Source organism: Mucilaginibacter sp. 22184 (assembly GCF_052045695.1).
Taxonomy (GTDB): Bacteria; Bacteroidota; Bacteroidia; order Sphingobacteriales; family Sphingobacteriaceae; genus Mucilaginibacter.
Window position 1 is genome coordinate 158124 of sequence record NZ_JBQEPI010000008.1, and the last position, 16024, is coordinate 174147.

At 41.9% G+C, this 16024-nt stretch carries 9 protein-coding genes; 2 read left to right on the forward strand and 7 right to left on the reverse strand.

Translation table 11 applies throughout. The features are described 5' to 3' along the window. Positions 1 to 54: 54 nt before the first annotated feature. Positions 55 to 2835: a glycoside hydrolase family 2 protein gene (locus tag ACTJKG_RS18715; protein WP_172337229.1), complete on the forward strand. Its 2781-nt coding sequence runs from the start codon at positions 55 to 57 to the stop codon at positions 2833 to 2835. A gap of 811 nt (positions 2836 to 3646) precedes the next feature. On the opposite strand, the gene ACTJKG_RS18720 is transcribed toward ACTJKG_RS18715, so the two are convergent. From ACTJKG_RS18720 to ACTJKG_RS18750, 7 genes are all read right to left on the reverse strand, one after another. Then, the gene (locus tag ACTJKG_RS18720) at positions 3647 to 4612 is read right to left on the reverse strand and encodes a zinc-binding alcohol dehydrogenase family protein (protein WP_371742474.1); all 966 of its coding nucleotides are present in this window, start codon (positions 4610 to 4612) and stop codon (positions 3647 to 3649) included. Positions 4613 to 4671: 59 nt separating this feature from the next. Beyond that, positions 4672 to 5007, reverse strand: a complete 336-nt coding sequence (locus ACTJKG_RS18725; RefSeq protein ID WP_172337227.1) for an L-rhamnose mutarotase — start codon at positions 5005 to 5007, stop codon at positions 4672 to 4674. Between the two features lie 15 nt (positions 5008 to 5022). Then, positions 5023 to 6039, reverse strand: a complete 1017-nt coding sequence (locus ACTJKG_RS18730; RefSeq protein ID WP_172337226.1) for an aldo/keto reductase — start codon at positions 6037 to 6039, stop codon at positions 5023 to 5025. Between the two features lie 17 nt (positions 6040 to 6056). Continuing rightward, the gene (fucP, locus tag ACTJKG_RS18735) at positions 6057 to 7325 is read right to left on the reverse strand and encodes an L-fucose:H+ symporter permease (RefSeq protein WP_440740111.1); all 1269 of its coding nucleotides are present in this window, start codon (positions 7323 to 7325) and stop codon (positions 6057 to 6059) included. A gap of 49 nt (positions 7326 to 7374) precedes the next feature. After that, a complete protein-coding gene (locus ACTJKG_RS18740) occupies positions 7375 to 9327 on the reverse strand; it encodes a glycoside hydrolase family 97 protein (protein WP_440740112.1) in 1953 nt (650 codons plus the stop codon). Between the two features lie 8 nt (positions 9328 to 9335). After that, positions 9336 to 10979 carry an alpha-L-fucosidase gene (locus tag ACTJKG_RS18745; protein ID WP_440740113.1) on the reverse strand — a complete coding sequence of 548 codons (1644 nt, stop codon included), beginning with the start codon at positions 10977 to 10979 and terminating at the stop codon, positions 9336 to 9338. A gap of 466 nt (positions 10980 to 11445) precedes the next feature. Beyond that, positions 11446 to 12333, reverse strand: a complete 888-nt coding sequence (locus ACTJKG_RS18750; RefSeq protein ID WP_440740114.1) for a helix-turn-helix domain-containing protein — start codon at positions 12331 to 12333, stop codon at positions 11446 to 11448. A gap of 575 nt (positions 12334 to 12908) precedes the next feature. Here ACTJKG_RS18750 and ACTJKG_RS18755 point away from each other — a divergent pair. Next, positions 12909 to 16013 (forward strand): SusC/RagA family TonB-linked outer membrane protein, encoded by a 3105-nt coding sequence (locus ACTJKG_RS18755; protein ID WP_440740115.1) that lies wholly within the window; start codon positions 12909 to 12911, stop codon positions 16011 to 16013. Positions 16014 to 16024: the final 11 nt, after the last annotated feature.

Here is a 16024-nt window from a genome sequence, read left to right on the forward strand (position 1 = left end):
AAAGCTGATATATTTAAGATAAACTGACGGTGCATGATCTGGTTTAAAGCAATAATGGAAAAACATAGTTGGTTTAAGAAATGTATTACGTTGATTTTATGGGTGGTATTTTCAATAATTGCATTAGAAGCAACGGCCCAGGAAACACAATATCAATATTTATCAGGCACAGATAAGGATCATACGGTCAACTGGGATTTTTATATCAACAGCGGACAAAAAAGTGGTTCCTGGAATAAGATTGCAGTTCCATCAAACTGGGAACTGCAAGGATTTGGTACTTATAATTATTATAAAGACACGCAAAATCCAGAAGAACAGGGTAAATATAAATATCGCTTTAAGACAATCCCATTGGCGAAGGGTAAAAATGTTTTTATCGTTTTCGAAGCCTCAATGACCGAAACGGAGGTGAAGATTAACGGACACCTTGCCGGCCCTATACACCAAGGTGGTTTTTATAGATTTAAATACGATGTAACCCATTTGCTTAATTACGATAGCGACAACCTGCTTGAGGTAACTGTAGGTAAAAGATCTTCTAATGAATCGGTTAATCAAGCAGAACGTAAAGCCGATTTCTGGTTATTTGGTGGCATCTTCCGCCCTGTTTACTTGGAGATCGTCCCTAAAACTTATATAGATAGGATTGCTCTTGACGCTAAAGCAAACGGCTTATTAACAGTTGATGTGTTTGCGAATAGCGAAGGAAGTCATTATAAGATAATCGCACAAGTACAAAAACTTAACGGGCAGTCAGTTGGCTTGCCATTTAGTACAACAGTACATATGGGGCAACAGAAGGTAAGACTACAACAACGAGTAAACAATATTCTTCCTTGGAACCCTGAGCTGCCAAATTTGTATAACCTTTTGGTGTCTGTTAGCAATGATAAAGGTGTGACTCACCGTATAAAGCAACGGTTTGGTTTTCGCACTGCAGAATTAAGGCCGAATGATGGCTTTTATGTTAACGGCAGGAAAGTAATTTTTAAGGGAGTTTGCAGACATAGTGAATGGCCGGAATCGGGTCGTACGCTGAGTAAGGATATCAGCCTGCTTGATGTACGGCTCATGAAAGAAATGAATATGAATGCAGTTAGAATGTCACATTATCCTCCCGATCAGCATTTTCTGGATGTTTGCGATTCACTAGGACTTTTTGTACTGGATGAGTTAACGGGCTGGCAGGCTAAATATGATACAGAAGTTGGGAAAAAGCTGGTAAAAGAACTGGTGGTAAGAGATGTAAACCATCCAAGTATCGTTATTTGGGATAATGGTAACGAAGGCGGTTTTAATACAGATCTGGATGGGGAATATGTCAAATATGATCCGCAGCAGCGATTAGTTATCCATCCCTGGGAAAAATTTAACGGAACGGATACCAAACACTACCCTGATTATAATTACATTGAAAATTCGGTGCTATACGGTAAAGAAGTTTTTTTTCCGACAGAATTTATGCATGGTTTGCAGGACGGGGGGCATGGTGCCGGACTTGATGATTTCTGGAGCCTGATGATGAAACATCCCCATACCGCAGGTGGCTTTTTATGGTCATTCCATGACGAGGGAGTAGCACGCACGGATAAAAATGGGCGAATAGATATTCAGGGCAATGCCGCGCCGGATGGCATATTGGGCCCGCACCGCGAAAAGGAAGGCAGCTTTTATGCTATCAAAGAAATATGGTCGCCAGTGGTGTTGGAAAATACTTATATTCCCCAAAATTTTGATGGCAGACTGGCTGTCGAGAACCGCTATATATATACCAATTTAAACAGATGCTCATTCACCTGGAAATTGGTGACTTTGCCTCCTCCGGACAATGCTCACTTAAAAACTAAGACAAATGCGCAGGGGAATGCAGAACCTGTAAATCTGGAGCCGGGTGCTAAAGGATTTTTGCAGCTAAATTTACCGGCCGACAAAAAAAACAGTGATGTACTATATGTGACCGCGACCGACCTGTTTAAGAAAGAAATTTTCACTTGGACCTGGCCGCTCAAATTACCTGGAAATACCTTTAAAAATAGGGTTGCACGATCATCCTCTAAAATTGAGGTCTCAGAGGAAAGTGGAAGTCTTATTATAAAGGCCGGTATGCTAACGTATTATTTTGATACCCAAACAGGATATTTACAAAAAGTGAATACGTCAAAAACTAAAATCTCCTTATCTAACGGCCCTGTACTGACGAGTGCAAAATATACACTTAAAACGCTAAACCATTATTTCGCAGGATATGATTACATTGTTGAACCGGTATATGAAGGTGGACAACAGTTTAATGTGAGATGGACATTTAGTCCTGGCAAACCAGCTAAATTAAATTATAGCTATAACCAAAAAGGAGAATTTGATTTTTCAGGCATTACATTTGACTATCCCGAGGGGGAAATTACCGGGATGGAATGGGAAGGACGGGGCCCATATCGGGTTTGGAAGAATAGACTCAAAGGTCAGCAATTTGGTGTTTGGCATAAAGCATATAATAACACTATAACCGGCGAAGGATGGGATTACCCCGAGTTTAAAGGTTATCACGCCAATATATACTGGGTTACCATCGAAAATAAGGAAGCCCCTTTTACCGTGTATACCGAAGATGAGAATATCTTTTTTCAAATGTTAAAGCCGGTTAAAGCAGCGGGTGCGACAAATGAAAATACCAATCCGCCATTTCCTGAAGGCAGTTTAGGCTTTTTGAATAGCATCAGTGCCATTGGTACAAAATTTCAACCGGCAGATAAGTTAGGGCCGCAAAGCCAGAAGAATATTCAGTTAAACTATACCCCGGTGCAAGGAACTTTATGGTTTGATTTCAAGTAACCATAAACCTGCAATGTATTTGCTGAGTTCGGCACCATTAAAATCAATAACCTGCTACATTGTTAATTGCATCATCACATAACAATTTACCATTTGATAAATTGAACTTGACGTTGATCTGCCGCTATGGCCATTAACAACAATTATTTTTGTTAGCCAGAAACCGTGATCGAATATATGGATAAGAAAAAATAATTGAAAAAAACCTTCGGCAGACGAACAGGTGTTGATTGTTTTAATTTTAATCACTTATAACTTATAGTAAGGAACAAATGCCCGCTGTCATAAAACTAGTGGAGCAAACGGTTGTTGCTTGCCTGGCCACCAATTTCCATGCGCTAGTCTGTTTAACCCATATGTTCCTAAATCGTCTCTTCAAAGGTGTAGCCGTGTCTCCACAAAAACTCCGTTTCGGATCCCATAAACACTGCAATTAGTCCATTGATAGTTATGCGCTCTATATCACGTTTAACTTTAAGAAATATACGGCCTCCTTTAAGAATATCCAGAATTTGTTTTCTTGTATTCACTCTCTCATTGGGGTTGTCCACGTCATATTCTTTGGTCCATATTTTTTGAGGGCAATCGTGTCGTTTTTGTTTTTCTCCGGAAGTATTGTCCAATATTTATCTAATTGCCTGATTTTTGTTCTTCAGCCACGTATTGCTGGCCCTTTGCTAAATTTACTGTGCCTATTGCAAGGATAAAAACGCATAAGGAGGGTGTTATTCTTTTGATAATTTTAATGGATTAATTCTATGTTAAGATTGCCGGTTTTTGCTAGATAGCTATGATTTATTAATGATTTTGTTTACACTTCTATCATTGCTTTAATTACGCCGTTTGCAGGATCAAGCCAGCTTTCAAATTCATCTGTCACCTGGTTGAATGGCACGCGATGAGTAATATAATTAGCTGGTTGTACCAGCCCTTTTTTCATGGAGGAAATAACATGCTCAAAATCTTCGCGGGTTGCATTTCGGCTGCTCATCAATGTTGCCTCGCGCTTGTGAAACTCCGGGTGGCTCAAGCTAATGTCTCCTTTTTGCAGGCCGACCAGGACATATCTGGCTCCATGGGCCATATAGTTAAAGCCATTATTAATGGCTTTCAAGCTGCCTGTGGCATCAATCACCACTGTGGGCATGTCTCCTTGTGTTATTGCAGTGAGTCGTTCCAGTATATCTTCGGTCGAAACGTTAATAATATGATCTACTTTCAGTCTATCTCTACAAAATTCAAGTCTTTTGATGTTGAGATCCATGGCAATTACTTTGGCTCCTGCAATGCGGGCAAACTCCATTATTCCGAGACCTATGGGACCGGCACCTATAACCAATACATATTCACCTGGCTTTACATCTGCCCGCCTGATTCCGTGCGCACCTATCGCGAGGGGTTCTACTAACGCCAGCTCATCATAACTTAGGCCATCACCATGAACCAGTGAATAGATCGGTATGTTCAGGTATTCGGCCATTCCTCCATCCACATGAACGCCGCAAACATTAATTTTAACACAGCAGTTAGGTTTTCCAGATCTGCAGGCAATACAAATACCACAGTTAAAGTAGGGGATGAAGGTAACGATCTCTCCCTTTTTAAAACCCGGCGCGCCGTTAGGCTCAACTAATTCCCCTGAAAGTTCATGTCCCAGGATGCGGGGATAATTAAAATAAGGTTGTGTGCCTTCAAAGGCATGCAGATCCGTACCGCAAACACCTATTCTTCTGATTCTGATCTGGGCATGTCCTTCTTTTATTTCAGGTCTTTCCATTTCTTTGAGAACCAATTTTCCCGGTTCTTCACAAACTATTGATCGCATATGATTTATGGTTAAAGCTGAAAAATCTGTTCCATAACTACCCATTTTTCCCCCTCTTTGGCCCAGGGCAAGGGTTGTTGAAATTTCCACATGAGCCGCTCCCATTCCTGTACTACGGAATTAAGTGCGTCCAATTGTTCTTTTTTTTCGGCGTTGTAATGATCGCTTGTCTCCATGATCATAAACAAACGATTACCCGTACGATAGATCTGCATATCCCGAATTTCGGCATCCAGTATGCTTTTGCGTATTTCGGGCCAGCTATTTTCTGCCTTATGCCAATGCTCGTACTCTGCTATCAATTGTGGATCATCCTTTAAATCAAGGGCCAAACAGTATCTTTTCATGGTGATATTTATTTTTTAAAGGTAGGCGGAAGCGTACGATCCGTCAATTAAACCGCATGCTTTCATTTCTTTCCAAAATTGCGCCGGGATCGTTAAATAAGCTAAAGCAACATTTTGGGGCACCCGCTCTACATTGGTTGTATTAAGGGCAATGCTTTTAACACCTGGCGCGTTTAGTCCAAAGGCAACACATGCATCCGCGGGTTTTATTTTGTAATCTGCACATAAGCCATAAAACAACTCCCGCCAATGGTACAAATGTTTGTCTTTTACCGGATCAGTTAACCTGTAATTGTAATAAGCAGACCCAGTTAAAAAGCCACCATTAAAAACAGCGGAATTGATGATCTGGACTCCTTGCTTTTCGAGCTCACGCATAAATTCGACTAACTTCCGGGGATGGCTGTGAACCGTCATGCTATTGGCTATCATGACCCAATCGAGTTTTACATCATCAGATATTTTTTTGATAATTCGCCAATCCTTTGACCCCACGCCAATACCCCTCACTTTGCCATGCCGTTTTAATTCATTCAATGCGCAATAAGCGTCCAATATATCCCGATAACGTTGTGCCTGGTCCGGCTCGTCCTTTGCTGCCGCAAGGTATTCGTCGGGATCATGTACGGAAACCAGCTCCGCCGTGTAACCGTTCAGCAGTTCATTCCCTTGTTCATAACACTCCAGGATACCCTCATAGCTTATTCGCTGAACGGCATCGTATTTCAGATCGCGCCAAACACCCGGTTCAAAAGTTGGCTCGGGTGTTTTTAACGTAGTGCGAAGCCAACCCAATTTATTGCTGATCAGTACATCCGATGGATTTATATTCAATTGCGCTAAAGATCTACCCAATGATTCGAGCGCGAGCCCTGCACCGTACTTTCCGGCAGAGTCAAATACAGCTGGTTTAGGAGAATACCTGATGCTTTCGGCAATAATAGCACATTTAACCTCATCTGAAAGTGTTACATATAAATTCCCTAATCCACTTGTTCCAAAAATTACTTTAGGCAGATTGATTTTTTGCATATGAGAAGGAATTAAATTTAAAGGATAGGAGAAACCGGTAAATTTTCAGGCTTCACGCCTATGCGATGGCCTTTGATTCCAAAATAGGCCACTATATGAAAACAAAGTAAGGGCACCACATAGCCAAATTGAATATTACCAGTTACATCGCTGATATAACCGAATACTCTCGGCAAAACGGCGCCGCCAACGATGGACATAATGATTAGGCTGCTGCCGAATTCGGTATCTGCCTTTAAATCTTTTATACCCAGTGCGAAAATGGTTGGGAACATAATGGACATAAAGAAGCAGATACCAATGACTGCATAAACTGTAATCATACCATGATTTAAAATGGCGATGACGCAGAGGAAAATATTAATGCCCGCATAGATCGCCAGCAAAGTTGCTGAACTGTAGTACCTCATCAAAAATGTACCAATAAACCTACCGATCAAAAAGGCAGCACCACATATACCCAAATAGTAGGTTGCCTCTACCTCTGAAAGACCGGCTGACTTTGTTGCATACAAAATAAACAGACTAAATACACAAACCTGGGCCCCAACATAAAAAAACTGAGCGGTAACTCCCCAGGCTAAATGACGGTGCTTTAGCGCGTGGAAAATATTTTTACTGGCTGCATGCCCCTCATGGTGAAGAATTTTGGGCAAACGCGTAAAGGCAAAAAGGATGGCGATGAATACCAGTACGCTGCCCAGTATAAAATAAGGCATTTTTACGGAGGATGCTTCGGCAGCCAGTGCAAGTTTACGACCCTGTTCTGTCATGTGGTTTAATTGTGCGGGAGTATAGCCTTTGGTCAATATAATACGTCCGCCAATGATAGGCGCCAGGGTTGCAGCCAGTCCGTTAAATGATTGCGCAAAATTAAGCCTTTGTGTAGAAGCTGCGGGATCGCCTAATGAAGAAGCATAGGGGTTGGCCGCCGTTTCTAAAATGGTTAACCCACAGGCAATGATAAATAGGGCCACCAGGAAAAATACGTACTGTTGGGTATTGGCTGCCGGTATAAATAAGTAGGAACCAAAGGCAAAAACAAGGAGGCCGGTTATGATGCCTGTTTTGTAGCCATACTTTTTCATGATGAATCCAGCTGGTAAAGCCATCAAAAAATAGGCAATAAACACCGCAGAATCCACCAGTGTAGCCTGAACGGTTGTGAGCGTAAACGACTTTTTTAGGTGTGGTATTAATATGGGGTCAAGGTTATGCGCAAAACCCCATAAAAAAAACAAGCTGGTTATCAGAATAAAAGGAAAAAGCGCTGTATTCTTTGCCATGATTGGATAATTATATTTTATGTTTCTTTTCTGAAGGAAAACGTTATGCTTAATTATTTGCCATGATCTTAGCCACCCATCCTCCCGCAGTGTCCAAACGGATATTGATCACGGAATTCGCAGATACCGCTTTTTTTGACCGGGTTGGACTTTGCGGTGCAGATAACACATCGGCCCAGGACGATAAAGTATATTTACCCGATGGTAAAAAATCCAGTTTCAATTGTAATGTTCTTTCAGTGTCGTTGGTCATGGCGCCGATATACCAATCTTTCCCGCTTCTTTTGGCTATAATGATATATTGCCCCGGGTATCCGCTGAGTACTTTGGTGTCATCCCAAACGGTAGGCATGTTTATTAAAAAATCGGCCCCAGGTTTACCCAGAATGTGTTCAGGAGCATCGCAATAAACCGTAAACGGACTTTCATAGATCACAAATTTTGCCAGTTCTGCGCAGCGGCTGTTCATCACCTCGGTAGGGCTGCCCTTTCTGAATACATCTTTTTTTACATTTAAAAAGCCACCGGGAGTATAATCCATTGGCCCGGCCAGCATACGGGTAAACGGTAAGGTGGTGTTGTGCCCGGCTGTTATCCTGGTTGAAAACTTGGAATATTCTTCACCCAAAACCCCTTCACGTGTAATCATGTTCGGATAAGTGCGTATGATGCCATCAGGTTTAAAAGCTCCGTGAAAATCAACCAGCAAATGATATTGTGCAGCTGTTTTGATGATACAGCGGTACCAATTCACCATTTGCTGATCGTCCCGGTCCATAAAATCAATTTTAACGCCTGCAATACCCCATTGTTCGTAAATTGGAAACGCTTTTTCAAAATTATCATTCCGGTTAACATCAGAGCTGTATAACCAAAGCCAGCATTTAACCTTTTTGGCTTTAGCATAAGCTAAAATTTCGGGCATGTTCAATTGTGGGGCCGGTTTGGTAACATCCGCCTCCGGTTTATTAAATGGCCCGTACCACTGCCAGTCAATAAGCATGTAAGGCCAGTGCTGTGCGGATGCCAGATCAATATATTTTTTAATAGTTGGCATGTCCATCTTTACTTCGCCACTCCACCAGTTGTCCCAGGTGCTCATGCCAGGTTTGATCCAACTTGCATCTTTTAGCGCACAGGGCGGGTTCAGATTTTGTATCAGTTCCGATTCAATTAATTTACCGGGAGAACTGGCCAGCATGACTACACGCCAGGGTGTAAGCAGATCATTGGTAAACCGGGCCTTAACCCCGGTTTCACTTTCGCCAGGTAGCGGTGATAATTTAGTGACCAAGTCAATTTTATCCGTTGCACCAGTGTCTGTTTTCAGCGATCCTATATAGAACCCTGGGTAGTTGTCAATATTAGCTTCTGTAATGGCTGTGTAGTGGTTCTGATCTAATTCAACCAGCAGTGGTAAACCGGCAATTGTTTTTGTTGTGATATGGTTTAGGTTTTTGGGTTGGAATTCCGTCTCCTGAGAGGAGGTATAACTACCATAGTCGGCCACCCATGTTTTTGCTTTTGCCAGTAAGCTAAAAGTAGTCAGTTCCCTGATTATCTCCCGGTCGCCGATCTTGTCAGCTCCGAATAATTGATAACGAAAGGCGATACCATCATTATAAGCCCTGAACCAGATATTCATACGGCGCATGGGGCCTGATTTTTCTGCCAGTGATAGTTTCAGTTCATTATAGCTATCAACTACGGTGCTGTGCTTTGTTTTTACTACCGGTGTCCAGGTCTGATTAACGGAATGTTCCGCATGACTGGTTATGGTCATATCGGTACCTATGGCAGGTTCATCTTTAAACTCGAAACCGAGTGAGGAAGGATGGATAACGGTTAAACCATTGCTGGAAACTGAATATTGCAGACTGTTGGTGTTATTTATCTCCACAACGTTTTTTTTATCAGGCGATACCAGTTTAAAAGTTTGTGCAAAAGAAGGAGCAGCCAATAAAACGACAGCACTTAGAATATAATAAAATTTTAGGTTCATGGGATAAATTAAATAGCTCCCTCTATTTTTAAAACGAATGCATCTTTACCGGGAGCTTGTTCCGGCAGTTTTACTTTGAGGCCCGCTTCAGTCTGCTCAAAGTTCAACTTATCGTTTCCAAGCAGGCTTACGCTGGTCACATTCCCTGCTTCATTACCTTTGGCCAATTTTTTAACAAGGGCTTCGTTCCCTGCAGGCCAACCCATCATGGTAGCGTAAAGGGTTTTACCTTTTGCAGTGAACCGGATATCCTGGGCGCCAAATGGTTTGCCCTTGCCTTCATTAAAACCTTGTGCATTGATAGGCGCGGCTGAATCTGTTGCCGGGCCTTCTCCAAATACCTTCCAGGGCCTGGTGCCGTAAATGGCCTCGCTGTTCACCTGCATCCAAGCACCTATACCCTCAACTACCGTACGTTCTTCACTGTCAATAGTGCCATCGCCACGTACCGGGATGTTTAGTAGCAAGTTGCCGTTTTTACTTACTATATCAACTAAGGTATGTACTACCGTTTTGGTGCTTTTGTAATGTTTATTATCAAATATGCGGCGATCATAATGCCAACCACCAATACAGGTATCCGTTTGCCAGGGCAAGGGCTCAATCTGGTTGCTCTGTCCGCGCTCTATATCCCATATCATACATTTGCGCTGTTGCTCATTCAATACTTTGCCAAACAGTGCTGCCTGGAGTTTACCATGTTTTTTAATACTGGTGTTGTACATGTGCGCAGCTATTTTTAGGCCTACATCGCTTACCGGCCAAAGGGGTAATGCGGTATCGTCAAAATAAATCAGTTCGGGGCCGTATTTATCAATCAACTCAATGGTGCGGTTCAGGAATTTATCGGTATAGGCTTTGGTAGGGATACTGGTTCCAGGGCCCCAATCCCAGAATTTGCCCGAATCGTTATCCCAGCTATACTTACTCAAGGGATGGTTTTGGGCATACAATTCCTGAGGGTCATAGCCGTTCCACCATTTACCTGCGCCATCTGCTTTGCTGAGCTTACCATCATAGGGAATACCTGCATAAGGTCCGGTTTTATCTGCACGCTGGGCAACCTCGTACCAGGTCCATGGGTGAGATGCATGTACCGTTACGCCAAAAGGCAGGCCGTGTTGTTTGGCAGCTTTGGCCCAACCACCAACCAGGTCTTTTTTGGGTCCCAGTTTGGTGGAGTTCCAGCTTTGATATTTGCTATCGTAGAGATCGAAGTTATCATGATGATTGGCCAGAGCCATAAAATATTTAGCACCGGCACGTTTATATAAACCAACTAATTCATTGGGATCCCAATTCTCGGCTTTCCAATCGTTGATCACATCCTTGAATCCAAATTTTGAAGGATGCCCATATTTTTGAATATGATATTTATACTGATCGCTGCCTTCCTGATACATACCACGGGCATACCAGTCGCCGCGTTCGGGCTGGCATTGCGGCCCCCAATGTGCCCACATGCCAAACTTGGCATCGCGAAACCAATCGGGTACCTGGTATTGCGCCAATGAATCCCAATCGGGTTTAAAAGGGCCGGAAGCAATAGGCGCCTTTGAGTATGGGGTTAACAGGCTGCTTCCATAAAGCTTAGACAGATATAAGGATGATAATCCTGTGGCTATGCCTTTTATTAATGTTCTTCTTTTCATAATTGGATTTGGTGATTGGTAATAAATAGCTATGCTGACCTGCCATCCGAAATTTTATTAAGGTTTGATAAGTCAATTAGCTGTAATCACTTTAGCTGTAATTGGTTGATCAACAATTGATGTATTCCCACCAAGAATTGATAAATCAAATTTCTTTGAAATAAAATTTAAATAATTGACCTAATGGGACTTTTTTTTGTAAAAAACCGACTTTTTGCCTACGGGGAAATGCGAATTGGCAAAAAGAATCCAGGTTATTAAATAAAAATTTATGTTTTGGTTTTTATTGTAACTGTTTTATTTAATGCTGGTTAACGTTGAAATAAAACGGATGGATTGCACAAGCTATTGTACGTTGACCGTTTATGGCTCCGGCGCTTATAAAAACATTGCAGGGGTTACGCAGACTCTACTGATCTTAAATTCTTTAATAACAGTTATATTTCCTCTGCCATTACCTCATTGGCTAATGATTAAAACCAACCAGGTACATCTGTTTTTTATATTCGCTGGGAGACATGCCAGTCAGCTTTTTGAAGGTTTTGGAAAAATAAGAGAGGTTATCAAATCCCGTTTGAATGCAAATTTCTGAATAAGATATTCTACTCGTTGCCATCAGATACTGTGCCCGCTCAATACGTTTTTCGTTAATATAATTCAAGGGCCTGGTTCCGGTATGCTGTTTAAACTGCCTTGAAAAATGATCGGCATTTTGATTAACGCGGGATGCGAGTTGCTGCACCGAAAGATCCAGGTGTAAATTGACGAGAATATAATTTAAGGTTTCCGCAATTTTTAGCGGGATAAGTTTACGCTCCGGATGTTTGAATAGCTGAGGATTCAGGAATTTGGAGGTTAACAGCATCAGGATACCCTGGGTTTCCAGGTATACTGAAGTGTTTTGCTGGTTGTTAAGTTCCTGATATTCTTTGTAATAAATATCCTTCTCATAAACTTTGGGGTTATCAGACCGATTAATTCCCCTGCCGGGATTAATTTGAAGCAGCCTGTTAAAAAGGTTAACATCCATTTCCGTGGCCTCTGTTTTCAATAAAGTCCTGTTATTGGCGAAAAATGAACTTCCGTCGATCGAATCCTCGAAAAACTGAACAAAGTATTGCCCCAGATAACGACTGCAAGTTAGGTTACATAAGGTGAAGCTCGGAATGATATACAGATAACCGGGTTCAAGCTTGAGTAAACTGTCTGCGCCTGATATTTCGCCCTCGCCCTCGTCGATATAATAGAGCCGGTAATAAGGGCTGATCACATTCCTGTAATTCCATTTCGAATCAAGCTTTACGTAGTCGACGTTCAGGAGTGAAAAAGTATGCTGTAGATTTCTTTTGATCATCTGGGTTACAAATATGCAAATTATCAGAACATATATAAATGTATATGAATGTTTTAAATATACTAAAGTCGGTTTTTTACAAAAAAAAGTCTATTTCAATCAAATTTTGGATAGCTGCTTTAATGTAGGTTTGACTTAACCAATATAAAGAAGCACTTCTCTTAAAATAATTGATTAAGTGTCCTTGCATTTGCCGTTTGTGCCAATGGAAGTATCGATAGCATTTAAAATAGCCGAAGGGGCAACGATAGATACATATTATGAAAAGAAGAACCTCAATTAAATAGGAGAAGTCCCTGCCATTATACCATTTAATGCAAAACGCGTGCTGGTATGTTGGAGTCGTTTAACAGACTTTGTACTTGATTACGAATACCGCCTTTGTAAATAACGGTAAGTGAAGGTACCCAAAAACCAAATTAGATAGACAACCGATTTAACCCTTAAACCCCATATTATGGAAAAATAAAAACAGCAGTTGAAAAAAAGCAGGATGTGTCGTGAACACGCCTGTTCATTCCTGGAATACCCCCGGGGGGATTCCCATTGTTAAACCATTCTATAAAAACCAATTTATGAATAAAATTTTACGGAACTACAATGTGCTTTATAAGTTAATGAAGTATACATTCGGGTTGCTGTTTGTTATACTATGTGTTTCTGATACATTGTATGCAAAAAGCAAGGGAAGGCTCAATATAGTGGCCAAAATTTCAAAAAATGACAATTTTCCAGTTACTATAACGGGAAAAGTTACTGACGAAAGAGGGCAACCCTTAATTGGCGTTAGTATTTTGATCAAAGGAACCAGCAATGGTACGGTCACCGATACAGAGGGTAAGTTCAGACTGAGCGTCCCCAATGAAAAAGCTGTGCTGTTATTCAGATATATCGGATATATCAACAAAGAAGTCGTTGTCGGAAATACAAGCGAGTTGAATGTCACGTTAATAGCAGAGCCTAAAAGCATCAATGAGATAGTCGTTGTAGGGTACAGCACACAAAGTAAGCATAAGTTGACCAGTGCTGTCGTAACAGTTTCGGGGGACGAACTGAACAAACGGGTGGCCACTTCGCCGACAACATTATTACAAGGCAAGCTTCCCGGTTTACAGGTTGTTCAGGGCTCGGGCGAGCCGGGGGCCGAAAATGTACAGCTTACCATCAGGGGGACAGGCACCTTTAGTGGCGCGGGTTCAAATCCTCTGGTTATTGTTGACGGGCTTCCGGGGAGCCTGGATGTATTGAACGCGAATGATATTGAATCGATCTCGGTATTAAAGGATGCTTCCTCTGCGGCCATCTACGGGTCACGCGGTGCAAATGGTGTAATTGTTGTAAAAACCAAAAGAGGTAAAGCCGGGAGTCTTTCGATTCAATACGCTTACAATTTCGGCATTTCTACTGCTACAAAACTACCTGATGTGGTAACCAACTCCGCAACGTATATGCAACTATCGAATGAAGCCCGTACCAATTCTTCATTGGCCCCACTGTATACACAGGCTCAGATCGATTTATATCAAAATGCCACAGACAGGGTAAAATATCCTAACCATAACTGGCTTAACGATATTTTCCGTACCGCCTATACACAAAATCACTATTTGAACATGAGCGGAGGTAAAGATAGCACAACCTATAGTCTAGGTATTGGTATTACCAATCAGCCCGGTGTGATGAGAGGGTTTGATTATTCAAAATATACGCTTTCTCTCGGCTTAAGCTCAAAGCTTAATAAGAGGATAACTTTTGGAAGTGATATACAGATGCGGTATGGCAAAAAGCTCGCGCCTGAAAATGGAGCAGGCGACCAATTCCTTTCAGCGCTGGCGCAATCTCCGTTGTATCCGGCTCAGGTTGATGGTAAATGGATCAAGAAAGCCTATTCCAATGAGCTGGGCAATAAAAATCCGGCGGCAATTGTTGGTGAGGATATTCGTACCAGAGGAGATGACAAATATTTGCAAGGTAACTTGTCACTGGATATTGACCTTTTCAAGGGGCTGCGATGGGAAAATAAAACCGGATTTAATTACGGAACTTACAAATTCAATGATTTCAGGCCAATCATACCTACGTATTATTATAGTGATATGAGCCCGGCCGGAAACCTTGATGACGGAGTTCCAGGTCTTAATGTAGGTAATTCGGATAATTTATATACCGTTTACTACAGCCAGCTGACCTATAAAAAGAGTATCGGAGCTCACAATTTTTCCGCATTTGCAGGCTTTCAGCAGGAGAAAAATACTGCCAGTAACATCAATGCATCAAGGACTCAATATGTAACAAATTTTTTGAGAGAACTTGACGCGGGACCTTCTGACGGACAGACCAACAGTGGCACATCTTCGGCGTGGGCGATCAGTTCTTTATATGGCAGTGCCAATTACGATTACGAAGACAAATATTTACTCAGCGCCAGTATCAGATATGACGGAACATCCAGATTGCCATCTGATACCCGTTATGGAACCTTTTACTCATTTTCGGGCGGATGGAGAATTTCAAAAGAAAATTTCCTGAAAGATATTTCCTGGTTAAATGATTTGAAGATCCGCGGTTCCTGGGGGCAATTAGGTAATCAGAATATCGGAACATATCCCTATCAGTCCACATTATCGGGCGCTAATTATGCTTTTGGCAGCACAGTTACTTCTGGTTTTGTTTCCAACACATTGGTTGACCCCAACCTTACCTGGGAAACTACACGGGTAGTTGACATTGGTCTTGATATGAATGTATTTAATGATAAGCTGGTTATTTCTGCGGATTATTTCAATAAATACACCTTCGATATTTTAAGGGGTTCACAAGTGCCTTACTACATCGGCCTGAACGCGCCAACCATAAATGATGGCGCCCTGAGGAATAAGGGCTTCGAATTTGCTGTTCAGTACAATGACAGGATTGGTAAAGATTTTACCTATACCGTAGGATTAAACCTGCAAACGTACAAAAACAAGCTTGAAAAATACGGATCAAAGGACATTAGCGATCATACCATCAGGGAAGAAGGGCATGAGCTTGATGCCTATTATATGTATGTTTGGGACGGTATATTCCAGTCTCAGGCCGAGATTGACAATTCCCCCAAACAACCGGTTACACCCACTCCCGGCGATTTAAAAATAAAGGATGTTAACGGCGATGGGAAAATTGATGCTAATGACAGAACCTATGTTGGCGGAAAGTTTCCATCTTATCAGTACTCAGCAAATTTGGGCGCCGGCTATAAGGGATTCGATTTTAGCGCACAGATCTATGGTTCGCAGGGGCAGAAGGCCTATGTTAACGGCTGGGGGATAGAACCCTTCCGGCAAGGCTCGGTACCAACCACCGACTGGCTGAACCGGTGGACACCGACCAATCATTCTAACACCATGCCTAAAATATACGTTGCTGATGGTTATGCTGCCGTACAGAATTATCCCTCAACCTACTTCCTGAAGGATGCTTCCTTTGTCCGGTTAAAGAGTGTTCAGCTTGGATATACCTTTCCAACAGCCTTACTAAACAAAATCTCAATTAAGGGCCTTCGCGTTTTTGTAGCTGCTGACAACGTATTCACCATTAGTAAATATCCGGGATTGGATCCTGAACGGGTAGGAGATGGCACCTATGTAACCTACCCTCAGAACAGGACTATAACCTTTGGTGCATCCATTAAACTTTAAACCAATTAACG